The sequence below is a fragment of the Paenibacillus aceti genome, from assembly GCF_003614185.1.
In the GTDB taxonomy this organism is placed as follows: Bacteria; Bacillota; Bacilli; order Paenibacillales; family Paenibacillaceae; genus Fontibacillus; species Fontibacillus aceti.
Genome location: NZ_KZ987724.1, coordinates 197,065 through 220,396, shown reverse-complemented (window position 1 = coordinate 220,396; position 23,332 = coordinate 197,065). Strand labels below are relative to the sequence as shown.

Genomic DNA, 23,332 nt, shown 5'->3' with positions numbered 1-23,332 from the left:
GCTACTTGGCCCACTCGAAGGATTTCCCTTCAATTTGTTGCTGCATCGTATTGAATATCCAGGTTACGCCAGTCCACCACTCCGGGTCCTCTGCATAGGTTCGATTTAACCACTGAATCGGGTGCTCGCTTCCCTGGCGGCGACGGCTTATATTCCTCACTGTCTTGGCCGCGATATCCGCGGAAGCCTCGATGGACGTGTTATAGCTCTCCCAGCTACCGAATACGTTGAACGGGTTATTCGCGATCCGCTCGGCCTCCTTATGATCCTTAGGCACGAACCCTTGCTCCTGTCCCGTAATCGCGAATAACAGCAGAGGATGAATATCATATCGCTTCGCTGAGGCGATGATCGCCGATAAATACGGTTCATCCGCCAGCAAAGAGCCTCTATCCTGTAAAAATACGCGTACCCGCGTCTTATCCACTTCTACATAGCGGAGCTCGGCCGGGATACCGCCCGCCCTTCGCAAGCTCTCCCGCTCGCGAATATCACGCAGCATAATCTCCATTACGCTCGGATAGGAGCGGGCCTTAGCCACAGGCGGCTCATTACGGAGGCTGTTCGCCGTGAACACAAGGACGACCGCAGCAGCAAGACACCCCAATGAGACCGATGCCATGATCGCTCGTGGGTGTCCAAGCCAAATCCTGTGCATCGGCAGAGGAGCCGGAGTGGCTGAATGAGCTGCGCCGGATAAGTTCGCCATATCGGTAATTTCAATAGCGGCAGCTGTCTCATCAAGGGCGCAGCCGGGCTTCTGCATAGGCTGGGAGGCCTCTGCAGCCTTAGCATCTTCTTCCGTTAGTGCCTCCAAGGAGATATGATCTGGGGTATGTTGAGCCCATTTTTGCAAGGTATGCCTAACGTCCTCATCCTCCAAGGGCAGAGCAGAGCGGCTGCTCACCCAGACTGTCAAGGGAGCGAGTAATTCCTCCTGATTCAAATCCAATGTCATGAACTCCCGCAAGGCATCATCCTGATGAATGACTAGCGTCTCTCTCTGCTTGTACAACAATTCTGCGCGCATCCGCTTCTTCACTTCATCGGGAAAAGCAGGAAGACGGCTCTCAATAATCCGATGAGCCGCATCGGACCAGATCGCCAGCTTCTGCTCTGCTCCAAGATTCTCATATTTCTGCTCTATGTATTGCTTCAGCCGAATTACTTCGCCATTCGATAAGACATATTCCCGCATTTCATCATCCCAGCTTAATAGGGTTTATTTTGCTTGACAAAGTTAGGGGTAACTATCGTGTTATCGTACTGTCTATGCCAGATATGGGTTGTGGCAGGAGATACCGGAGGAATAAGCCAGGTCCAGTTCCCGGTGACATTTCGCCCTTGCTGCTCCTCCCTGTGCTCGAATAACGCAAACTGCTCCGCTGCCGTATGGTGATCCACGATGCTTACTCCAGCTTGTCTAAAGGATTGCAGCACCGCCGCATTCAGCTCCACAAGCGCGCGGTCCTTCCATAGAGTTCGGTTGGACGCGGTATCCAGCCCCATCGCTTCAGCCATTTTGGGCAATAAATTGTACCTTCCCTCATCCGCCAGATTGCGAGCGCCAATTTCCGTCCCCATATACCAACCATTGAAGGGCGCAGCCGTAAAATGCTGCCCCCCGATCTCCAGACCCATATCCGAAATAATCGGCACGGCGTACCATTTGATCTGCAATTCGTTGAATGGACTGTACTTGGGATGTCTGATCGGCACTTCCTGCACCAAGCCTTCCGGTAGCGAAAAGACTTGCGGCTTCTGATCATTCACCTGCACAACGAGCGGCAGAAGATCAAAGGGGGTACCCTCACCCTGCCAGCCTAATTCCATGCATTGATCGGTAAAGCTCACGGAGTGAGGATCTCCGGTGATTACTCCATCCCCGTTCCCGTCCTCGTCCTTGGTCACATAACCTGCATAGCGAATAAGCTGATGATTCCAGATGCGGAGCTGCCACCCGGACGTCTTCTGGCTGAATATCGTAATAGTCGGCCGGATTTTCCCGCCATTCGTGGCATACTCAATATGATGGAACAGGGCCTCGGCAATCTCCGCTTCCGTAGACTTATGACGTGCGTCGATGACGTTCAATGACTCCCAGAACAGCCGGCCAATACAACGATTGCTGTTCCTCCAGGCCATTCCGGCTCCATACTCCAGCTCCTCATAGCTTAGCTCGTAGGTTCCCAGGCGCTCTATCTCCGCTTCAATCTCCTGCATTCGCCGCTGAGCCTCTTCCTCCGACTTATTCAACTCGCTATAGCATTGATAGATGAACACCTCAGCTTTCATGTAGAGGATGCGATCTCCTTCTTGCTCCCGCAGCTTGCTCTCTGCATCTGTGTCGCTCAATATGATACCTCCCCTTTTTTGCGAAAATAGCGATATGGCGTTTCGTTAGAGATTAGTCGAGTCCTTCGATCGTTCCTTCGTTCAAGATGAAGAAGCCTTTTTGCGCGAAGGCAATAATCTTACTCACCCGAATTCCCGTCTGCCGGGATATATCGATCACCATCGTATCCGGTTTGGCCTCGACAATGTCGCGTATTTGCCGGTAGTCCTCTTCACAGCTCGCGCACATTTTCCTGCTTCTCTTCTCGGATAGATTCCCGCAGAAGTCACATATTTGATAGTTTCCCATGAAGTCTCCTTATTCATTAATAGTGAAAATGATCTTGAAATGAAAGACATATTTATGAATAATGAAAATAGAGTGTAAAAACACAGCTCCGGTCGGTAGTCCGGACGTAAGAAAAGTTCATTCTTTTTCTTATCAGTAACCTTCCCCCTTGGGATGTCCGCCACTCTGAATCAAATCAAAGGGGGCGGTTGCGTGAAGCTAACCGTATTTTTTAATGGTCAGTTTTGGGTCGGTGTTGTAGAAAACCAAATCGGTTCCAATCTAACAGCTTGTCAGCATTTATTTGGTACCGAGCCCAAAGATAATGAGGTTCTGGACTTTGTATGCCACAAAATGATGGATCTCATCGCTGAAAACAGACAAGGTGTGGAGACATGTCCAAATGTCGTTCGTCAGCGAATCAATCCTAAAAGGCTGGCCAGACAAGCAGCAAGAGAGATCCACAGGAAAGGAATCTCCACCTTAGCTCAAGAAGCGATAAAACTGGAGACAGAAGCGCGAAAGAAGGAACGGAAGACCCAAAGCAAAGAAAGTCTGGAGGAGTTAAAGGAATACAAATATTCGCTTAAACGTCAGAAAGCCAAAAAGAAACATCGTGGAAGATGATTTCTAAGGCTCTTCCCTCCTATGAATAGGTAACTATGCTAGAAAAGGTCGCTCCCAAAAGCGACCTTTTCTAGTTCGCAATCAGATTATTCTCTGCTAAATCCCAAGTTCGGCTCTCTCTTGAAGTCATCTTATTCCTGCACAGCTGCCGACGTCAACGGCAGTGTATAGTATACGGGATGTTGATCAGCCTCCTGCTGATACAGCACGACAAGCAATGAGCCTTTGCCGTCCCTGACCTCAGAACAAGTAGCTGGCTGGCCCGCTAAAACTTCGGTAAGCGAGAACGGAAGCTCCTCGATCACTGCGTATTTCATCAGCTCACGTTCATCCCTATTCCGGGCGGCTAGCTCGTCAGGCAGTTCCAGCGTACCCGAGGCCAGAGCCTTGATGTAGCTATTGCGCTCATGCTTATGCATCCGGTCTTCCCACCATATTTTACGCGGCTTATACTTATGGCCCAGATAGTAATCGAGCTTCATCAAGCCGAGCACGATCTCCGGCTGCTTCAGGCCTCGCTGAATCAGGAACTCATGCAGTCGTGAGAACAAGTCCTCCAGCTGATGGCCGATCCGCTGCCACCCCCGCTCTTCCCAATAATCACCGAACTGCTGGAAGAAATCGAATGGGGATGTGAACTCCTGCGTAATCAGGTATTCGATCGTATGATCCATACGATGGTCATTCCAATATTTCTCCAGCACATCCTCCAGCCGCTTCAGCCGGATCACGTCACTAAAAGGCAGCACATCATTGCCCAATATTTCATAGGGCGCATGGTCCATATACTGATAACCGTATTTGGCCGCCTCGTTGCGCAGCCCAGTGCCGCGTAGCATCTTCAGGAAGCCAAGCTGCAGCTCCTCCGGACGCATCTCGAACACATCGTTGAAGGTCTTGCGGAAAGTCGGATAATCTTCTTCAGGCAGACCGGCGATCAAGTCAAGATGCTGATCGATCCTGCCGCTCTGCTTGATCTTGGTCACGGTACGGGTCAGCTTAGTGAAGTTCTGCCGCCGCTTCACCAGCAGATTGGTCGGATCATTGGTCGACTGCACACCGATTTCGAAGCGGAAGATCCCCGGCGGCGCATTCTCGGCCAGGAAATCAAGTACCTCGGGCCTCATAATATCGGCGGTGATCTCGAATTGGAATACGCAGCCGCGGTGATTGTCGATCAGGAACTGGAACATCTCCATCGCATAGCTACGATTAATATTGAAGGTGCGATCCAGGAACTTGATCACCTTCGCGCCATGATCGATCAGGTACAGAATGTCCGACTTTACGCGCTCGATATCATAATACCGCACCCCGACCTCGATGCTGGACAAGCAGAATTGACAGTTGAACGGACAGCCACGGCTCGTCTCAAAATAAATAATCCGTTTACTAATGTTCGGAATATCCTCGGGAAAACGGTGCGGAGAGGGCAACGTATTGAGATCGCATTTCGGCCGGGGCGGATTGACGATAACCTCATCGCCTTTACGATAGGTGGCGCCGAAGACGAAATGAAGCTTACGTTCACCAGCCAACTCCTGCAGTAAGTGATGAAACGTCTCTTCCCCGTCCCCCATCACGATCGCGTCGATATTCGGACAGCGCTCCATCCAATACACGGTGTCGTAGGACACCTCGGGACCGCCGAGCACGATGAACGTATCGGGCAGCACTTTTTTTAATAGATCCACGATCTTAAGCGTCTCTTCTATATTCCAGATATAACAGGAGAACCCGATCACATCGGGCTTCCGCTGATACAGATCCGATACGATGTTCATCGTCGGGTCCTTGATCGTGTACTCTGCCAGATCGATATCGAATTCTCCGCCGCTATAGGCCTTGAGCAGCCGAATCGCCAGCGAAGTATGAATAAATTTTGCGTTTAATGTAGCCAAGATGACTTTCATGCTCTGTTCACAACCCTATTCCATATTTTGAAAAAACTCCAGAAAAGGCGCGCCGTACTTACGGAATTTCACTTCGCCCACGCCTTTTATTCTCAGCATATCCGTCTCGGAAGTCGGACAGACTACGCTCATTTCCCGCAGGGTCGCATCATTGAAAATAATATAGGACGGAACCCGTTCCTTCTGCGCCAGATCGCGGCGGATCAAGCACAGCTGCTCGAACACCGTCTCGTTCACCGCTGACGGCCCTTCGTCGTAATTGCGGCCTCGGCGCCTTGTGCTGCCTGAGCCTGCCGTCTGTGGTGTTTCCGGCGCACGCAGCATCACCTGCTGCTCGCCCTTCAGCACTTGAATCGCCAGCGGCGCCAGCTTCACGACAGGATATTGGCCTTCGGACAGCGTTAAATAGCCTTCGGCGATCAATACATTGATCAGCTCGGAGATCTCCTTCTCCGTCCGCCGCCGCATCATGCCATAGGTGGATAGCTGATCGAAGCGGTATTGGAGCACTTTTTTGCTCTGTGAGCCCTTGAGGACCGAAGATACAAGTGCCACCCCGAATCGCTCTCTCATCCGATGGATGCAGGAGAAGATGATCTGCGCATCGGTCGTAGCGTCCATGAGCTCGCGCTCATCTCGGCAATTGCTGCAGATGCCGCAGGGCGTATGGTCATGCTCCTCGCCGAAATAATCAAGCATCCCCCAACGCAGACATTTGGTAGAGTAGCAATATTCTATCATTTGCTGCAGCTTACGATACTCATTATGCTTGCGCGTCTCATCCTGGGGATTCTGTTCAATCAGGAACTTCTGGGTCATGATGTCCTGGCCGCTGAACAATAGAATACATTCACTCGGCTCACCGTCACGCCCGGCGCGACCAGCTTCCTGGACGTAAGCCTCCATATTCTTAGGCATATTGTAGTGAATTACATAGCGGACATTGGATTTATCAATGCCCATACCGAAGGCGTTCGTCGCCACCATAACGCGGATATCGTCATAGAGAAAAGCCTCCTGGCTCCCATCCCGCTCCTGATCCGATAAGCCGGCATGGTATCGTCCGGCCGGAATTCCCGAGGCCTGCAGCCGCTCATACAGATCATCCACATCCTTACGGGTCGCCGCATAGACGATCCCCGGCTGGCTGGCGTGAGTATGGGCGTAATTCAGCACGAATTCCCGCTTATTCTCCCCGCGCAGCACTGACATGGACAGATTGTCCCGGCCGAGTCCGGTGACGAACACCGCTGGCTCCTGGAGCTTCAGCAATCCGATCATATCGTCCATGACCTCTGGCGTGGCTGTCGCGGTAAAGGCGGCGACGATCGGGCGGCGCGGCAGCTCGGCCACGAACGGCGTGACCGCCAGATAGCTCGTGCGGAAGTCATGCCCCCATTGCGATACGCAGTGCGCTTCATCCACCGCCAGCATCGAGATGGTCAGCGCCTTCATTTCCTCGCGGAACCAGTCGAGCTCCAGTCGCTCGGGAGCGACATAGAGCAGCTTAAGCTCGCCGCGCTTGGCCGCGCGAATCCGTTCATTGACCTCTTTGCCGGTCAAGGTGCTGTTAATGTAAGCGGCGGATATCCCCGCTGCCAGCAAGGCGTCGACCTGATCCTTCATTAATGAAATCAGCGGTGAGACTACCAAGGTAAGCCCCGGCAGCATCAGCGCCGGAATCTGGTAGCAGATCGATTTCCCGCCCCCGGTCGGCATAATACCCAGCGTATCCGCGCCGGACAGCACACTCGCTACGATTTTGCGCTGACCTTCGCGAAAGTCGGGATAACCGTAGTATTTTTGCAGTAATTGCTTGGCTTCTTCCATCATATGTAGCTCCGTTTTCATATCATATCTCCTTATTGCACCGTTCCTGCCCGCTCTGTCTGACGGGCCAGCTTCTATTCATTAAGTTTACTGGGCTTTTCACAAATGGGCAAATCGAGAAACTGGTAAATCCGCAGCAGATTTTCAGCTATTTCCCACGGAACGCAACTTTTCAACATTTTAAAGGTAAGAATACAATAATCGAACCACGGAGGGAAAATAATGAAAAAAGCCAAAAAGATCCTTTTCTTCTTATTTTGCTTGATGATTTTGCCGGGTGGGACCATTCTAGCTGCAGCGGTAAATAAAGCGGAAATTTCTCTCTATTTAAATGATGTGTTGCAAAAAAGATCCGGATTAGTCGTGGATGGGGACGTGTTACTATCCAGTGAGCAGATGTCTGAGGATTTATTTGCCTTATTTTCCCGGGACGAGTCAGGAGAAACAGTTCGCATCTATAAACCGAATGTTAACGTCGTTTTGCTTGATAATAATGATAAGGTGTTCGGCAAAGTGAAAAGCACCAATCGCATTACCTTCTCTACCTTGGTACAGGTGGATAATTTAAAGACGAAGATTTCCGATTTAAAAGTCACCATCACGAGTCCTGCGGACAAGACAGACACCATAAGCTCCCAGGAGATCAAAGATTCAACGGAATATTTCTGGTTCCGATCAGAGGATTTCACCTACACCTATAGCGAGAAAGGAAATTATGTGATTAAGGTGTACTTTAAAGATATCGACTCCAAAAAATGGTTCCCCGTGTCCGAAATTCAAATCATCGCGATGTAATCCTGCCCCTCTTGTAACCCCAACATGACCAACACTGACCCCATGATAACTACAATCGACGATTACCCGACAATGACTAACAATAACCAATAATGATCAACACTGACCAACTATGCGTGTAAACTACTGTTGCTACTTTGAAGGCTGCTTTAAATGCGCTAAGTTGTAACGAAACTACGTATCGCTATTTGCGCCAAAAGGAGTGATTTAAAATTTATACGAAACAGGGTATCGTTATTATGGCAAAAAGGGGCTAAACGACGGAATTTTACTCAAATAACGATATGGTGTTTCGTTAGATTTGAATGGATGCTGATTTCGCGGAAATAACGATATGGTGTTTCGTTATTCTCACCACACCGCCGGTTCATTGACCGTGGACACGCTACAAGGTATCATTTGCAGTAAACAAACTGAATGCAGGATGGAGATATATCATGAAAGGCAGACCTAATCATCAAGCACAGAAAGCACATAAAACAGCACAAAAAGCATCACATACAGCATCAAAGCCTTATTCCAGGCCCGGTTCAAAACAGAAGGAGAAGCAGAAGCGCCCTGTAGCAGATCGCATCACTAGCCGGGACTCGGCGGAGGAGCTTCGCGTAGGGGACCGGATCGTCGTGACGATCAAGCGGCTCGGAATCAACGGCGAGGGCGTCGGATATTACCGTCGGAAAGCGGTCTTCATTAACGGAGCTCTACCGGGAGAAGTCATCAAGGCTGAGGTCACTAAAGCAGAGGCCAGATATATTGGAGCTGTGATCAAGCAAATCGAGAAGCGCTCCCCTCATCGGGTTGATGCCCCATGTCCGGTATTTAACATCTGCGGCGGCTGCCAGATCCAGCATCTGTCTTATGAAGGACAACTGGCCGCCAAGGAAGAGATCTTGCGCGAGGCCTTCTCACGCTATACCGGACTTGAGAAGATCAAGCTGAAGCCGATCCTGGGCATGGATCATCCCTGGGGCTACCGAAACAAGGCGCAGCTCCAGCTGGGCATGGGTTCCGAGGGATTGATCGCCGGATTGTATGCGGCGGATTCTCATCAACTGATCGACATTAAAGGCTGTCCAATCCAGCATCCTAAGGTGAATGAAGCCGTAGATCAGGCACGCAAGGTACTGCAACGGCTGCAGATTCCAGTATATAAGGAGAAAAGCAATCAAGGGCTCGTCCGCACCATCGTGGTGCGCTGGGGATTTCAATCCGAAGAACTGCAAATTACGTTCGTGACGAGCAGCGATAAATTGCCAAAACAGGAGCAATTAATCAAGGAGTTACGGCTCGCCATACCGGAGCTTACGAGCATCGCGATGAATATCAATCCGAAGAACACCTCGCTGGTGTTCGGTCATCGGACGATCATTCTGTGGGGTGAGGAGAGCATCCAGGAGTCGTTGGGCGATCTGGAATTCACTCTGTCTCCGCGCGCCTTCTTCCAGCTGAATCCGCTGCAGACGGTGAAGCTGTACGAGACCGTACGGGCTGCCGCCGGGCTGACCGGCAAGGAGACGGTCGTGGATGCCTATTGCGGTACCGGCACAATAGGCCTGTGGCTGGCGCCCTACGCCCGCGAGGTGCGCGGGATCGAGTCGATCCCGGAGGCGGTCGAGGACGCCAAAGCCAACGCGCAGCGCAACGGGCGCAGCAATGCCGCCTTCTACGAAGGCTATGCCGAGGAGCTGCTGCCGCGCTGGGTCAAGAGCGGCTTCTCCCCTGACGTGATCGTCGCCGACCCGCCGCGCACCGGCCTTGATCCCCGCTTCATCGAAGCGGTGCTGCGCACGAAGCCGGAGCGCTTCGTCTATGTCTCCTGCAATCCGTCCACACTGGCCAAGGATTGCAAAGACCTACTGGACGGCGGCTACACCTTGGAGTGGGCGCAGCCGGTAGATATGTTCCCGCAGACGAGTCATGTGGAGACGGTAATATTGATGGTTCGAAAATGAGATATGGCAGGTTCGCTTAAAGATTGTGTATTGCTATGTGTTGTTGAGAAGTAGCGATTTAAATCCAAATTTAACTGATACCACAAAAGGCTCAAGCTGTAAAATGCTTGAGCTTTAACGTTGGTTTGGGTTACTGATTGTTCTCTTGAATATTATTAATATTAGTTTAAATGTTAATTTATAGCATAACATTTCTGGAAATAATGACCTCAAGCGTAGACAGTGCTTGGGTTCTCTTTTTCTGTAGACCAAATCGTTCATTCAAAGTAGCGGACTACGACTCCCATAATAATGATTTTGGTGATAAAATAGATTTATAGTATCAGGAAAATCCAACCAATATTGAGGGTCTGACATGCATGATATTTTTATTAAAGCTATCCACGAAAAAAGGAAAATACTCGTAACATTTTCTCCAACGAAGATCTGCATACGTTAAAACGTGTATGTGCACCTTTTGACTATGGACCCAGTAACAAATATAAGGATAAGTCTCCCCGATACCACATGTATGATTAAACAAGTGACTCCGGAAGTCATGTTTTAGTATATTACCAAGCCAACTAAAAGAGGTTATCTTAACTGAAGAATATTTTAATCTTTCAGATCTAGTATCCTGGACTCTTAAGTGGCACGTCCAAAGAGACTGAGGTATCGTTTCGTAGATTATTTTGAAAGTTTCTTACTTGTATAGACCATTTTTTCCTACAAGCCCATCATTCTTAGATAGAAATGTTCTCATATATCTATGCATTAAAATTCTTAATGAGAAAATAAATGGCAACATTGAGCATAGTTGTTGTTAAAAACTTAGGCATAATAACTATGCTCGAGCTTTTGTTTTGAAGGAAATCATCAAAAACTTAGTATACTATAGATCGAAAATGAGGTGTGGTAGGGTTCCGCATAAATGTGATTTAGAAAAGTCTTAGTTCATACTACTGGACTTTTTTAGTATTCTATATAATCCAGTAATAACAGATTCTCGTAATACTTCGACCCTACTCAATTACATCTGTTATGAAGATAATAGGACAGAGGTGTTCATATGGCGAAATGGAAATTATATTGGGTTGAATCCGATGGTTATGAGGACTGTTTTGTGGTGGCTAAAAATAGCCGTAGTGCAAAATGTGTTGAGGTAAATATGAACGGATTTAATATGTCCGATGTTACGGCTATGCGTGTAATGGATATACCTGATACTTTTGAAGAGAAAGCAGATAAGAAATTCAGAGACTGGTCAAAAGAACATGCGCCACACCAAGCTAATAGACCTGACTTACATCAATGGCCTTGGTATGCTGATAAATGGCTGCTTGAAGATTTGGGGGCACAGTTCCGAGTTATAGATGACGAGGAGCAGACACTTTTGCGGGACGTTGTTTACGCAAAAAAAACTAACGGCCAATGGTATACCTATAGCGTTGGAGCAAGAGCTCTTTCAGAAAGAAATGAGCTACTTCCCCAGTATGACAATTATGAAAATGAACCTAGAATCAATATTGCCGATCAACTCCATGGTGCCATTGGGCTATCCTTGACGCAATGTCATGAAATTGAATATCTATTTTCGAAATCTTTTATATTTGCCGTATCAGAAAAGCAACAAAAAAAATATGAAACAATTAATGATTTTTTTAAGGGCTGGGAGAAGAAAACATTAGGAGGATTATTCTCGGCTATTCAAGAAGCTTTTGACATTGATACTGATATTAAAATTGCAATGGATCTATTTCTCGAAATGAGAAATAAATTGGTACATGGGATTACAACAACACAGAGATATGATATTCATACTGATTGGGGACAGAGAGAACTACTAGTGTTTCTCGATGTATTCCTTTCTTTATGTATTCTTATAAAAGATATAGCAGCATCATGTTTTGAAGTCAGTATTGAATATGGTAGTACATTTTTATTAAATGAGAATGACGAGAAGGTTCCAGTAAAGAGTTCAGAAGAACTACTGGGTTTATTTATTAGCTGCTTTAAGCTTAAGAGCAGCACTGTAGTATAGTGATTGTTTCCGTGATGACATCATTACTACACAATCAAGTCGGAGGTTACAGTGAGACTTAAAAGAAAAGATACAGTCCAATAAACTGTAAATTAGTCATAGAAATTAAGGAACTAGCCGAAGTATTTTGTAAACTCCATAATTTTGAGATAGTGCCGTATTCGGCAGATGTGCAAGTGGATTTTGTTATTGACTCTGATACTAACAAAATCTATTCTCCTACATATTAAAATTGATAAACATATGGATTGAATAGAGAAGTTTAGTACCTGAAAAGGAGTGACGAAGTAGTGCGTTCTAAGCTCGATTCAAAGCAAATTTCTGAGTATTTATCTAAAGTATTTATTGAAAAAACAATCGTTTCCAATGGATGGAAATACAGGACACAAGAAAAGGACAATGACATTGATGGTGAGATTGAAGTTTTTACTAATGAAGGTGAAACTACAGCTAAGATAATTAAGGTGCAATTAAAGGCAACAAGTGAACTGAAATATAATGAAGACTCAATTGTTTTTGATTGTCCTATAAAATTTTTGAACTTTTGTGATGTATGTGATTTTCCAGTCATCTTAGTAATTTACGGTGTTTCTGAGGAAAAAGCTTACTGGATATGGGCTCAGAAATATATTTTTCAGGATTTGGATGGTAAGGGTGTAGACTGGAGAAAAAACACATCGACAACAAGAATTAAAGTACCAATCCAAAATGAGGTTAAAGAGGATGTCGAATTTTATAATGCAATAGAGAGCATTTCAAAAGTGGGAGTACATGAGTTACAACAATGGAGAAAACAAGAAACAAGCGAATACTACTTTACCATACTGGAAGAAAAGGATAATCCAACAGGCACCAAAAGAAAGATTAGTGCAAAAATATATGTTGAACGTTCATTTGCAAGTTCAAAGGATTCTTTAGTTGAACTTATTAAAAAAATAAATGAAAAAGTGAAGAACAATAATTATTTCAGAAAAGTCTTAGAAACAGGTAGTGACGGAAGTAATCCTGATTATATATGGCTTTATTTTTATGACGATTTAATCCAACATGAATTTGGCTTACCTATTTGCCGAAGTGAATGGACTAACAACAACAATGGCAACAACGAGCCAATTCTCTTGAAGGAGTTTGACCAATACATCGAAAGTCATAATATAAGAATTAAATGGGAAGATAATTATAGACCCTTGAACGAGTACCTCAAATTAAACTCCGCTTCCAAAAATGAATACTTGAAAGAAATTAGAGAATTGCTTTCATTCACTAAGTATGAGTTGGCCAATTTAACGGAACTTTTTAACAAAACCGATAAAAGGGAATTTAATGAACATCTTATTTTGAAGAGTAAATACTATCGAAGAAACTTCCATTTAATGAGTGACATTTTGCCACCCTATGAATGTCGTAAACTAAACAGAGTTCTTTATGATGCCCTTATAGATTTAGATAACCTTGCAATAGCAACACAAGAAGAACAAGGAAACGAGTATTATTTATACTCACAATTCGTCAAGAAGTTTCCAGTCCATTTAGCGATTATTCAATATGAATTAGAGAAGATAATCTAATATAAAAAGTGAGCAAATGTCATTCCATCATTTAGTTATACTCCCTGTCATCTCGACACATGTGGAGTGCGTAGCATGTTTGGAGAAAAAATGATACAGGTAGCCGTTTTCAAACGTGGCAGAATTCACTGATAAGTCATATGATGACCGCATTCCTTTTACTAAGGGGCGGTTTTTTTATTGGGCAGATGCTTCAAATAGCTGCCAAGGCGGTGCTGATTAGTACATGAATGTCGAATTTAGAAAAGTGAGCGACTTTAAACGAGGCATACTGTTTGAATTATTGAAAGACGCGTATTCTTTTGATGGTAGGTATGAGCAAAATTTCCATTCTGATTGGCAAGCTTTTGATGACTTTTTCTTTGACTATTTGCAAATTGCAGATCAATATGGGTTCGTAACAACACTAGCCGATGAAGTCATCGGATTTGTTTCATGGGACCCGAGAAAAATGCCTGAATATGTGGAAATTGGCCATAATTGCGTTGCCTCAAAACACAAAGGAAATGGTTATGGCAAAGTACAGCTTCAAGAAGCGTTCAATAGAATCGTCCAAAATGATGTTAGAAAAATCATCGTCACTACGAATGATGACTTGACCCCTGCTCAACGAATGTATGAGAGCGTTGGGTTTACAAGAGATCAACAAAGGAAGAATCAAAATAGTGAAGATTTTGTTGGTGAATACATAGATTATGTATATTTTTTGGCATAATAGGCATTAATCCTGTCTTACACCAGGTGCGGAATGGTGGTTACTGTTCCGCGCCTTTTTTTTACACCCAATCAGCGCACACCTCCCCCCACCTCCCGATGCAATTAGTTCTAATTTGATATAAAAATGTTCAATGTATAACTATTTCAAAGGATGAGACGTTCTATGAACATAATCCCCGCGAACGGCAAAGTTCAGGGTTTCAACTACAATTTTTCTACTTGAAATGTGAGGTAATCATTGAATGACAAAAACTACAACACGCCGCTTCATACTCCTGGCAGCAATCCTTTATACACTATTAATATTATATTTTCAGTTCTTCGCTTTTAATAGAATCGCGCATTCCGTCGATTATATCGAATATGAATTTATGCTCGTTCCAAGTAGCGTTCCTTTAACCTTTCCCAAGCTTACTTTCTCATGGATCTATGATTTTGGAAACGTCGCTGCATTCATTCCTTTCGGCTTATTAATCCCATGGTTGTTCCCTAAAATGAGCTTCAAAAGGTTCATCGCCTTCTTCATCTTCGCGATACTTATTGCCGAGACGATGCAGTCGCTGACCTTCCGAGGGACCTTCGATGTCGATGATGTGATCTCCAATACATTAGGCGCGACCACAGGATATATAGGCTATCGAATCGGGTTTGCCGCCAAGATTACTACGAAGAAGCTTATCGCCGCCATATTATCTATGACTCTGATCCTTGCGGGGATTATCGCTGTCTCCGAGATCATTAACTTAACGATTCAGAAAAAAGAAAGCTCTATCCAAGCATTAAGCCATTACGAAAAAGTAGGCAGCAACGCCGCACAGACAGATCAGCTTCCCAGCTTTACTGTGGCCAATCATACAGTAGCTCCGAAATTAAACCTGTATAGTAGTGAAGATGGATCTAGCAAAGAATATACTTACCGTCTGGGAAACAAGCAGGATGTTAAGTTCTACGCGAACTATGGCATCCCTGACGATGTTGAATTCAAGGGCGAGGTCTCGATTGAAGCGGATGGGAATACCATCTTTCAGACCAGTAATGAATATAGTAATGAAGTAGTGCCTGTAGAGATGCACTTCGACCAGGTTCATGAGATTAAAATAACGATGACCGGGAATGCGAAGCTATGGGATGTCGGGATAACGGAGAACAAGCACTGGTGGGAGTAATGCTGCCCGTTTGCGGAACACATGCGTACACGTATAAACCGCGTATGGACTCGAAACCACTCGAAACCTGCAAATATGCAGTTTTTTCGCCCAAACTCAGCTGTTTTTAAGAAAAGCCTGCGAATATGCAGGCTTTTCCTCATATTTCCTCACAAACGAGCCGATGTGGAGAAAAAACCTGCATTATCGCAGGAATTTACTCTCGCAGGTCGAAATTTTTGTGAAATTCCTGCACATTTGCAGGCTTTTCTAAGATAATGGGTACTGAGGAGTTTCGTACTTAGTTAAAATAGCGTATTTAGTTAAAATTAGGAGTGTTCTCGTTGAATAAAAATTTGCAGTCTGATTGTGAGCGATGTTTTGGATTATGTTGTGTGGCCTTAGCGTATGTGAAATCCGCTGATTTTGCTTTTGACAAAATGGATGGTGTGCCCTGCCCTAACTTATGTTCAGATCACCGCTGTGGCATACACGCGCATTTAAGAGATAAAGGGTTTCACGGGTGTATTACCTATGAGTGCTTTGGGGCGGGGCAGCATATATCTCAGGAAACCTATAACGGTAATGACTGGCGAGAGAATCCCGAGCTATCGCAGGAAATGTTCGCCATCTTCCCGATCGTTCAGCAATTGCATGAGATGCTCTACTATTTGGATCAAGCCCTGAATTTGCAAGAGACAAGCTCCATTCGCAGCGAACTACAAACTATATATGAGAGGACTCTAGCTTTAACTAAGCTTAGCCCGGCGGAAATTCTCAATCTGGATGTGCCCGCTCATCGAGCGATCGTCAATCCGCTGCTGCAAAAAACCAGTGAACTCGTTCGAAAAGGCGATTCCCAGAGCCACAAGAACAGCATGCAGCACCAGGATTTCATTGGAGCGAATTTGCAGGGGGCAAATCTACAGGGCATGAATCTGCGCGGGGCATTACTGATCGCCGCTAATTTAAGGCATGCAGACTTGAGGAAAGCGGACTTTATAGGGGCTGACTTAAGAGATGCTGACTTATCGGATGCCGATCTTGTTGGGAGTATTTTCCTGACGCAGGCCCAAGTGAACTCTGCAAAAGGCAATAAAAATACCAGGCTGCCCCATAACTTGCAGATTCCTGACCATTGGCTCTGAGGGCTTCCATATATTGCTCATCAAGAAGGGGCGTGCCACATTGCTGGCGCGCCCCTTGCGTCTCTCTAATTATAGCTTAAAGCGGGAGATCCTCCGGCCAATGAATCTGTACGCCCTCCCGCTGCAGCAGCGCCTGATACGCGTGAAGATGCTCCTGGTTGGCGCGCACTTCATGCGGCGTCACCTTGTTCTGCAGGGCATAGGCGGCCAAATAGCCCACCGACTCGCCGATATTCCATTCCGTCGGGTGAAGTCGATAGCAGCCGTTCGTAATTTGAGTGGTGCCGATATTTTTGCAGGCTGGAAGCAGATTCTTCATCCGAACCGGCAGCAGCGCCCCGAGCGGAATCTCATACGGATAGTTCGGAATATAGAACGTCCGGTTCGTGACGGTCGTCAAGTGAACGTCCAAATGATAGCTGCCGACCCCGACGCTGTCGTCGTAACGGCATATCCCCTGCGCTCCGCGGATCTCTTTGCTCACATCCTGCTCGGTGATCGTATATACCGATTTGATGCGCCGTGATTCGCGGATATACGGGTATTTGGCCAATCCATCCTCTGTTCCCAGCACATCTGTCCGCAGCCGTATGCCCGGATATCCGCATCCCCCGTCCGGACGAGGCGTCTCGGTCTGGAGCCAGTAGACAAGTGAGAGGCTCAACTGCTTGGCATTCTCCAGATGCTCCTGCCGCTCCGCCGCGGAGACATCGATGATCGGGCCGAGGAAATAATCATTCTGTGGCCAGTTGATCAATGTGATATCACCGTCGTACAAGCCCGGCTCGAATAATGCCGGGTCGATGATGCGCCGATACGTCCACAGCGGCATGATCTCACGCCCGGCAGCGTCTTTGCGCCCGTCGGGAAACAGGCCATATTCCTTCATCTGCGTCGTATCATCCGCATCGTTCGCATACCAGCTTAATAGCGGAAAGCGCGAATGCTTCGGTACGAATTGGCGCCAGAAATCATATTGCTCCGGCTTCGCGATCGTGAAATCGCCGCCTTCTACATAGTCGAGCGCAAATACATGCGTAATCGACTGCATATCGAGCGGATTCGCCTCTTCCAGCGCATGCGGCTCACCTGTGTCATGTCTGGATTCCGCACCGATCACATATTCGGCGCCCGCTAACGGCAGCACATCCCCGCATTCGGTTGCGTCGAGGAAATACGCCCCTGTTAGCAGCATTTCCTGGCCTGTGCCTGTATGCGTAACCGTCACGCTCTCCACCCGATCTTCATTTACAGCAGCTGCGCTTGGTCGGTAATGATATAGTATCGTGATACGGCCGCTGCTCACGTAAGGGGCCAGCATATCCTCAATCACACGCAGCGCCACCTTCGGCTCGTGACAGAGCCGACTTACCCAGCCGTTGCCCGGGTTAAGTAGCTCGTTGCTTTCCGCTTCGTCCGTCATCGGATAGTTTTGCTTATAATATGCACGTACTCGGTTGCGAAACTCGCGATACGTTTGGGTGCAGCCGAACTTTTCGATCCACTGATGTTCATCCGGCGGAACCGCTTGGCTCGTTAATTGCCCGCCGAGCCAGTCTGTCTCTTCCGTCATAATTACACGCACGCCCATTTTGGCCGCAGCCAATGCAGCCATGCATCCGCCCAGCCCACCGCCGAGCACGACGACATCCGTTATCCGTTCGTTATCGTTATGCATTCGCAAGCTCCTTTTCCGGCGTCCCGGCATTGCTGTCACCGGGTCGCCGCAACTATTTTTTGCAAGATCAGCTTCTTCCTGCTTCACTTCTCTCAAAAATTCACTCATTATGGCTACTCTAGAAGTTCATCCAGTACCAATCGCGCCCCGCCAATCGCCCCGGCCCGATTACCGAGCGATGCAGCACGAACGTCCAGTGCCGGGTCCAGTGCCGCGAGCCTCTGCTCCAGCATATCCCACCACAATGCCTTCGCTTCGACAACCCCTCCGCCGAGGATCATCGCGCGAGGATTCAATCCGATATGGATGTTATGGATGAAGAGCGCCAAATCGTCGACAAATCGACGGATCACGGCGGCGACCGCCGCATTGCCCTGCTCATAGGCAGCGAATACTTCACGCCCCGACGCGTAGTCCTGCTGCGCCGCCTCCCGAGCGAGCCGCACCAGAGCCGTACCTGAGACATATTGCTCGATACAGCCTTGCATCCCGCAATTACACGGATGGCCGTGCGGAACGAAGACGACATGTCCCCACTCGCCGCCATTCCAATGCGCGCCCCGATACAGCTTGCCGCCGATCATATTGGCGCCGCCGACGCCCGTACCGAGCGTCAGCATCGTCAAATCAGCCAGGCCAACGCCCGCGCCGAGCCATGCTTCCCCGGCTAACGCTGTATTGGCGTCATTATCGGCAATGACGGGCAGATTGAACCTCGCTTCGCACCACTGCCGCAATTCGAACCCTTGCCAACCCGGCAGATTATCGGTCGCGTATACGATTCGCCCAGTATCGACGTCCACCCGGCCCGCCGTGCCGATACCGATCCCCGCTGCGTCCGGATAGCGGTCGAGCAATTGCCGAACTACCTTTTCCATTTGAAGTATGATATGGTCTTTGCCGCGGCTCGCTTCCGTTGGCGCTCCCGCCTCGTGTAACTCCTCCCCGCGTTCATTGATGACGAGCCCTTTAATGGAAGTGCCACCGATATCGATGCCGATGATGTTCATAACAACCCGCCTCCTCCCGCTCGAATGGTCAAATCCGTCGAAACCGTCAAATCCGCTGCTCCGTCGCCTTCCTGATTTCAACGGCATACCTCTCCGTGATCAATTGCGGGCGTGTTATGGCCGAGCCGACAACGACAGCGTGGGCACCCAGCATGAGCATCTGCACCGCTTGCGACGGCATATGAATCTTCCCTTCTGCAAACACCGGAATTTCAAGCTGCCCAGCCGCCTCCTTTACCAAGGTGTAATCGGGTTCAGGCTCCTGTGGCGAATAAGGCGTATAGCCGGATAATGTCGTCGAGACGCAATCCACGCCTAGCGAAGCCGCATAGAGTCCTTCCTCCAAGGTGGAGATGTCGGCCATCACCTTCTGGCCTCGCTCCTTCATATAAGCGACGAGCGATTCGAATGTCTCCCCGTTCGGTCTAGAACGGCGGGTCGCATCCAGCGCGATGAGATCGACTCCCACCTCCATCAACTCCCGAACCTCCTGCAGCGTTGGCGTAATATAAACGTCGCTACCGTTATAGACTCTCTTGATGATGCCGATGATCGGCAGCTTCGTAGCCTTCTTAATCGCGGCGATATCCTGCGTACTGTTGGCCCGGATGGCAACGGCACCTCCGACTTCAGCCGACTTCGCCATTTTGGCCATCGTCTCCGCCCCGAAGAGCGGCTCATCCTCCAATGCCTGACAGGATACGATCAACCCTTTTCGAACACGGTCAAACAGCGGCTGCTGGTTCATTTCCTCTCTATTGTTCATTTTTTTCTCTCCTACCCATTTCCTTAATTTTTATGGCGCGCCTGTACATGCGTTCTCAATCCAACCTCAAACATCCGGCTCCAAGGCATATAGCAATCGTCAATCACGATCTCATATTCATCCTCATCGTCCTGCAGATGGGTCTCGATGAAGCGGTTCAGTTCCGCTCTGACCCGTTCCGCGACTTGCCCCCGCTGACCATCAACGGCGAAATAATCATAACCCATGCCCGGCAGCACGCGATCGCATACATCCTGGCGTACATAGCCGCAATAGCCGCCGTCCTCTACATAGCGCAGCGACAGAAAATCACGATGCTGCGGCGTATCTCCATAAATCGCATAGATCATACCTTGCGCAATACAGGTTCCCAGCGTATTCCCGCTCGTATTCCAACCAGCATAACCAGCCAGATCAAATAGTAGTTTCTTGTCGCGAAGCAGCTGCAGTAGTTCAAGATCTGCTCCGTTCGCATAAGCAACGTCAGCTATAACACATGGCTTCGTGATGCGACGAACGATGTCATCCGCCATTTCAACCAGTTCAACGATATTCCGATAGACCTGATACCCCGGATGAGTCTGACCCTGATTATTCGCTTCCATCATGCTCTCACCCGGCGTATTGATGCATAGCGCCATATCAGCTTCCGCCAAGGAAGACGCCATCAGCCCTCCGGCTGCCATAATCTGATACTTCACCGATTCATACAACACGCGATCTTCATATAGAGGTATTACGTAAGGTCCTTGCACACTGGCAAAATGAACATGCACCCGCGGCTTGCGACGCTCAAAATGATGGATCATGCGCGCCAGCAGTGTACAGCCTACTTCATCTGCTCCCGGATACATATAGACCGATAATTGCTGTCGGCATTCCTTAACATGCTCCCGAACCCCTTGCTGATCGATGGCCGTTAGACCGTATGGAGCCGAATCATCCTGCGGGATGATCATAAAATCAACGGTCCCATCCTGCACCAGCTCGATCGCCCGCTGATTCGCCGTCAAATTGACGGCGCGGCGTTTCGTATAATCCTGCCATACCGACTCAGGCAGAGCTGCCTCAATCTGCTGCAGTTCACTCTGCTCTTCCCCGGTCGCGATACCGAGCTCCAGCCGATGACGAATATAACCTCGCCGGAAAATCTCCCTGCCCCAATTCTCGTAATAATCCGGCTCTTCGTCACTGCTGGAATACTGCGGACAGCGCATAATAAGCTGGAATGCGAACAGTTGCATGGACGGATTGATCCGTCTTAACTTACGGACATTCTCCAACCGCTCCGCACATTGTTCCTCTGTCATTCCGTGCAGCCGTGAAGGGATAATCCCTCCGTACAGTAAGGTATCCAAGGCGACGATGGCTCCGTCCGCATCACGCGCCTGCTCGAATAGCCACGCCCATAATTTCTCTACGTCTCCAGGGCGTTTCTTGAGTCCCATCAAGTTTATATCCGGACGGATCACGGTATAATCGGTTCCAGCCGCAAGTAGCGCCGGGAACTCATAATTACACGGACGTTCGTCCAGGGGAATATAGATGATTTTTTTCATAAGAGCAGCACCCTCCTATCCTTTAACCGCTCCAGATACACCTTCCATGTAATAACGCTGTGTGAACAGGAACACGATGATAATCGGTATGACTGAAATCACGGTTCCAGCGGCGATCCAGCCGAAATTATAAGCAAATTGACCATTCAAAAAGCTGAGCGCAGACGCGATCGGATACTGCTTCGGATCATTAAGCACGATCATCGGCCAGAGGAAGCTATTCCACATGCCCATAAACTCCAATAGCCCGATTACGGCAACCGCCGGCTTCACAATCGGCAGCGACAATTGCAGCCAAATGCGAAATTCACTGGCCCCGTCTACTTTGCCGGAATCACGCAGCTCATGCGGCATGCCCATGAACGCCTGTCTCATGAGGAACACATTGAAGACGGTAATCGCCGAAGGTAGCACGACCGCCATATAGGTGCCCATCACTCCAAGCGCCTTCACCGTGAGGTAGTTGACTACCATACCGGCCGCAGCGGGGATAATCATCGTCGCCACCAATAGGGTGAAGATCAGATCCCGCCCTTTGAACCGGAATACAGCGAGCGGATAAGCCGTCAGACAAGAGAAGAAGATATTCATCACGACGCCCATCATAGCTATGATCAAGGTATTCGTTAGATAACGAGGAAAGTCCATATAATTCCACACTTGCACGTAATTTTCGAAATCGATAAATGTCGGGAAAATCGCTGGCGGGAAGCTGAACACATTCTTGCCAGGCATCAGCGACACGCTCAACAGCCATAGAAACGGCCCCATCATAAAAATAGCGAATAATAGCAGACAGACATACAGCAGTGTAAATTTGATAAAATGAAGTGGTTTTCTTCTCATATCATTCATCCATTAATATGGATTGACACCGCCTTTCCGGTTGAATCTGAAGATGACGATACTAAGCGCGGCAATGATAACGCTGACGATTAAGCCAAGTGCCGAGGAGTAGCCGAAATTAAATTGCTGGAAGCCCTGCTGATAGATATACAAGCTGGAGGTCAAGGTGGCATCCCCCGGTCCGCCCATCGTCAGGATGAATACCTCGTCGAACACCCGAATCGCCGCCATGAGTGAAATCAGCGAGCAGAAAAAGACGTACGGCTTGAGTAGCGGGATCGTAATTTTTCGAATCGTCTGTGCCCGGTTCGCGCCATCGATCATCGCCGCCTCTACCAGATCCTTCGGTATAGATTGCAGTCCGGCCAAATAGATCATCATATAGTAACCGAGACCCTTCCACATCGTAATGAACATCAGGGTCCACAAAGCTGTATTTTTGTTAGATAACCAGGTAATTCGCTCTTGCATCAGGCCTACGTTGGATAATATATAGTTCACGACCCCGTTCTGGTTGAGCAGCCAGCCCCAAATCAGCGCGACCGCAACCATGGATGTAACTACGGGGATGTAATAAGCCGTGCGGAACAGTTTAATTCCTCTCACATTGCTGTTGACCAGAATCGCCATCAGAATGGAGAAAAACTGGATGAATGGCACGACGATAACATAGAGCAATGAATTGATCAACGACGTAATAAAGCTCTTATCCTGCAAGGCCTTGACGAAATTATCAAAGCCGACGAAATCGGTCTTGCCGATCACGGAGTAATTCGTCAGCGCCAGCGGTATGCTGTAAATAATCGGCCAAAAGACAAATAGAGCCAATAGCAGCAAACCCGGGGCCATGAATAGCCAAGCGACGGACGCTTCTGACTTGCCGAATCTAGCAAAAAAGGGAGTCTTGTTCATGTTAGTTTCCTCCACCGCCTTAATAAGAGGTAGTTCAAAAAGGGCCTCTTTTGATTACGAAGTAACTCGAGAAGTAACTCGACATCGAATCTTGAATTCAGCCGGGCCTTCCGGTGCTCACGTACCCACTACGTACGCTCCGCTCCTCATGCCCTAGCTTCATCCAACCTTCTCGGTACTGAAAACTGGCTTTTTTGAACACTACTTCTAAAGAGGTAGTTCA

At 48.1% G+C, this 23,332-nt stretch carries 19 protein-coding genes; 8 read left to right on the top strand and 11 right to left on the bottom strand.

The window, feature by feature from the left end:
• Position 1: 1 nt before the first annotated feature.
• The 3 genes from BFJ94_RS00900 to BFJ94_RS00890 all read right to left on the bottom strand — a co-directional run bounded on the left by BFJ94_RS00900 (position 2) and on the right by BFJ94_RS00890 (position 2,644).
• Positions 2 to 1,198, bottom strand: a complete 1,197-nt coding sequence (locus tag BFJ94_RS00900; RefSeq protein ID WP_120460321.1) for a glucosaminidase domain-containing protein — start codon at positions 1,196 to 1,198, stop codon at positions 2 to 4.
• Between the two features lie 14 nt (positions 1,199 to 1,212).
• Positions 1,213 to 2,295: a nitric oxide synthase oxygenase gene (locus tag BFJ94_RS00895; protein ID WP_120465033.1), complete on the bottom strand. Its 1,083-nt coding sequence runs from the start codon at positions 2,293 to 2,295 to the stop codon at positions 1,213 to 1,215.
• 112 nt (positions 2,296 to 2,407) lie between these two features.
• On the bottom strand, positions 2,408 to 2,644 hold the full coding sequence (locus BFJ94_RS00890; RefSeq protein ID WP_120460319.1) for a hypothetical protein: 237 nt from the start codon (positions 2,642 to 2,644) through the stop codon (positions 2,408 to 2,410).
• Between the two features lie 192 nt (positions 2,645 to 2,836).
• Here BFJ94_RS00890 and BFJ94_RS00885 point away from each other — a divergent pair, with 192 nt between their 5' ends.
• A complete protein-coding gene (locus tag BFJ94_RS00885) occupies positions 2,837 to 3,250 on the top strand; it encodes a YjdF family protein (protein ID WP_120460317.1) in 414 nt (137 codons plus the stop codon).
• A gap of 131 nt (positions 3,251 to 3,381) precedes the next feature.
• Here the strand turns inward: BFJ94_RS00885 and BFJ94_RS00880 are convergent, their stop codons facing one another.
• Together BFJ94_RS00880 and recQ are read right to left on the bottom strand one after the other, a co-directional pair.
• Complete coding sequence (locus BFJ94_RS00880; RefSeq protein WP_120460315.1) at positions 3,382 to 5,163, bottom strand: B12-binding domain-containing radical SAM protein; 1,782 nt, start codon at positions 5,161 to 5,163, stop codon at positions 3,382 to 3,384.
• 15 nt (positions 5,164 to 5,178) lie between these two features.
• Positions 5,179 to 7,014, bottom strand: a complete 1,836-nt coding sequence (recQ, locus tag BFJ94_RS00875) for a DNA helicase RecQ (protein WP_120460313.1) — start codon at positions 7,012 to 7,014, stop codon at positions 5,179 to 5,181.
• A gap of 201 nt (positions 7,015 to 7,215) precedes the next feature.
• Here recQ and BFJ94_RS00870 point away from each other — a divergent pair, with 201 nt between their 5' ends.
• The 7 genes from BFJ94_RS00870 (at position 7,216) to BFJ94_RS00840 (ending at position 16,338) form a co-directional block, all read left to right on the top strand.
• Positions 7,216 to 7,788: a hypothetical protein gene (locus BFJ94_RS00870; protein WP_120460311.1), complete on the top strand. Its 573-nt coding sequence runs from the start codon at positions 7,216 to 7,218 to the stop codon at positions 7,786 to 7,788.
• A gap of 437 nt (positions 7,789 to 8,225) precedes the next feature.
• On the top strand, positions 8,226 to 9,740 hold the full coding sequence (gene rlmD / locus BFJ94_RS00865; protein ID WP_120460310.1) for a 23S rRNA (uracil(1939)-C(5))-methyltransferase RlmD: 1,515 nt from the start codon (positions 8,226 to 8,228) through the stop codon (positions 9,738 to 9,740).
• 1,048 nt (positions 9,741 to 10,788) lie between these two features.
• Positions 10,789 to 11,760 (top strand): hypothetical protein, encoded by a 972-nt coding sequence (locus tag BFJ94_RS00860; protein ID WP_120460308.1) that lies wholly within the window; start codon positions 10,789 to 10,791, stop codon positions 11,758 to 11,760.
• 290 nt (positions 11,761 to 12,050) lie between these two features.
• A complete protein-coding gene (locus BFJ94_RS00855; protein ID WP_162944101.1) occupies positions 12,051 to 13,328 on the top strand; it encodes a DUF4365 domain-containing protein in 1,278 nt (425 codons plus the stop codon).
• Positions 13,329 to 13,554: 226 nt separating this feature from the next.
• A complete protein-coding gene (locus BFJ94_RS00850) occupies positions 13,555 to 14,043 on the top strand; it encodes a GNAT family N-acetyltransferase (protein ID WP_120460304.1) in 489 nt (162 codons plus the stop codon).
• Positions 14,044 to 14,287: 244 nt separating this feature from the next.
• A complete protein-coding gene (locus tag BFJ94_RS00845; protein WP_120460301.1) occupies positions 14,288 to 15,211 on the top strand; it encodes a VanZ family protein in 924 nt (307 codons plus the stop codon).
• A 323-nt stretch (positions 15,212 to 15,534) separates the two neighbouring features.
• Complete coding sequence (locus BFJ94_RS00840; RefSeq protein ID WP_120460299.1) at positions 15,535 to 16,338, top strand: pentapeptide repeat-containing protein; 804 nt, start codon at positions 15,535 to 15,537, stop codon at positions 16,336 to 16,338.
• A 76-nt stretch (positions 16,339 to 16,414) separates the two neighbouring features.
• Here the strand turns inward: BFJ94_RS00840 and BFJ94_RS00835 are convergent, their stop codons facing one another.
• From BFJ94_RS00835 to BFJ94_RS00810, 6 genes are all read right to left on the bottom strand, one after another.
• Complete coding sequence (locus tag BFJ94_RS00835) at positions 16,415 to 18,016, bottom strand: FAD-dependent oxidoreductase (protein ID WP_120460297.1); 1,602 nt, start codon at positions 18,014 to 18,016, stop codon at positions 16,415 to 16,417.
• 113 nt (positions 18,017 to 18,129) lie between these two features.
• Positions 18,130 to 19,026 carry an ROK family protein gene (locus tag BFJ94_RS00830; RefSeq protein ID WP_120460296.1) on the bottom strand — a complete coding sequence of 299 codons (897 nt, stop codon included), beginning with the start codon at positions 19,024 to 19,026 and terminating at the stop codon, positions 18,130 to 18,132.
• A gap of 46 nt (positions 19,027 to 19,072) precedes the next feature.
• A complete protein-coding gene (locus BFJ94_RS00825; protein ID WP_120465032.1) occupies positions 19,073 to 19,774 on the bottom strand; it encodes an N-acetylmannosamine-6-phosphate 2-epimerase in 702 nt (233 codons plus the stop codon).
• A gap of 41 nt (positions 19,775 to 19,815) precedes the next feature.
• Complete coding sequence (locus tag BFJ94_RS00820; RefSeq protein ID WP_120460294.1) at positions 19,816 to 21,351, bottom strand: DUF4127 family protein; 1,536 nt, start codon at positions 21,349 to 21,351, stop codon at positions 19,816 to 19,818.
• A 15-nt stretch (positions 21,352 to 21,366) separates the two neighbouring features.
• A complete protein-coding gene (locus tag BFJ94_RS00815) occupies positions 21,367 to 22,197 on the bottom strand; it encodes a carbohydrate ABC transporter permease (RefSeq protein WP_229716798.1) in 831 nt (276 codons plus the stop codon).
• A gap of 12 nt (positions 22,198 to 22,209) precedes the next feature.
• Complete coding sequence (locus tag BFJ94_RS00810) at positions 22,210 to 23,109, bottom strand: carbohydrate ABC transporter permease (RefSeq protein WP_120460290.1); 900 nt, start codon at positions 23,107 to 23,109, stop codon at positions 22,210 to 22,212.
• Positions 23,110 to 23,332 lie beyond the last annotated feature (223 nt).

Bases quoted from the DNA above. Each gene is read 5' to 3' on its own strand.
- rlmD (WP_120460310.1), top strand. From the start codon at position 8,226: ATGAAAGGCAGACCTAATCATCAAGCACAGAAAGCACATAAAACAGCA.
- BFJ94_RS00830 (WP_120460296.1), bottom strand. From the start codon at position 19,026: ATGAACATCATCGGCATCGATATCGGTGGCACTTCCATTAAAGGGCTC.
- BFJ94_RS00845 (WP_120460301.1), top strand. From the start codon at position 14,288: ATGACAAAAACTACAACACGCCGCTTCATACTCCTGGCAGCAATCCTT.
- BFJ94_RS00850 (WP_120460304.1), top strand. From the start codon at position 13,555: ATGAATGTCGAATTTAGAAAAGTGAGCGACTTTAAACGAGGCATACTG.
- BFJ94_RS00895 (WP_120465033.1), bottom strand. From the start codon at position 2,295: ATGAAAGCTGAGGTGTTCATCTATCAATGCTATAGCGAGTTGAATAAG.
- recQ (WP_120460313.1), bottom strand. From the start codon at position 7,014: ATGAAAACGGAGCTACATATGATGGAAGAAGCCAAGCAATTACTGCAA.
- BFJ94_RS00860 (WP_120460308.1), top strand. From the start codon at position 10,789: ATGGCGAAATGGAAATTATATTGGGTTGAATCCGATGGTTATGAGGAC.
- BFJ94_RS00890 (WP_120460319.1), bottom strand. From the start codon at position 2,644: ATGGGAAACTATCAAATATGTGACTTCTGCGGGAATCTATCCGAGAAG.
- BFJ94_RS00835 (WP_120460297.1), bottom strand. From the start codon at position 18,016: ATGCATAACGATAACGAACGGATAACGGATGTCGTCGTGCTCGGCGGT.
- BFJ94_RS00870 (WP_120460311.1), top strand. From the start codon at position 7,216: ATGAAAAAAGCCAAAAAGATCCTTTTCTTCTTATTTTGCTTGATGATT.
- BFJ94_RS00900 (WP_120460321.1), bottom strand. From the start codon at position 1,198: ATGCGGGAATATGTCTTATCGAATGGCGAAGTAATTCGGCTGAAGCAA.
- BFJ94_RS00820 (WP_120460294.1), bottom strand. From the start codon at position 21,351: ATGAAAAAAATCATCTATATTCCCCTGGACGAACGTCCGTGTAATTAT.
- BFJ94_RS00880 (WP_120460315.1), bottom strand. From the start codon at position 5,163: ATGAAAGTCATCTTGGCTACATTAAACGCAAAATTTATTCATACTTCG.
- BFJ94_RS00810 (WP_120460290.1), bottom strand. From the start codon at position 23,109: ATGAACAAGACTCCCTTTTTTGCTAGATTCGGCAAGTCAGAAGCGTCC.
- BFJ94_RS00825 (WP_120465032.1), bottom strand. From the start codon at position 19,774: ATGAACCAGCAGCCGCTGTTTGACCGTGTTCGAAAAGGGTTGATCGTA.
- BFJ94_RS00815 (WP_229716798.1), bottom strand. From the start codon at position 22,197: ATGAGAAGAAAACCACTTCATTTTATCAAATTTACACTGCTGTATGTC.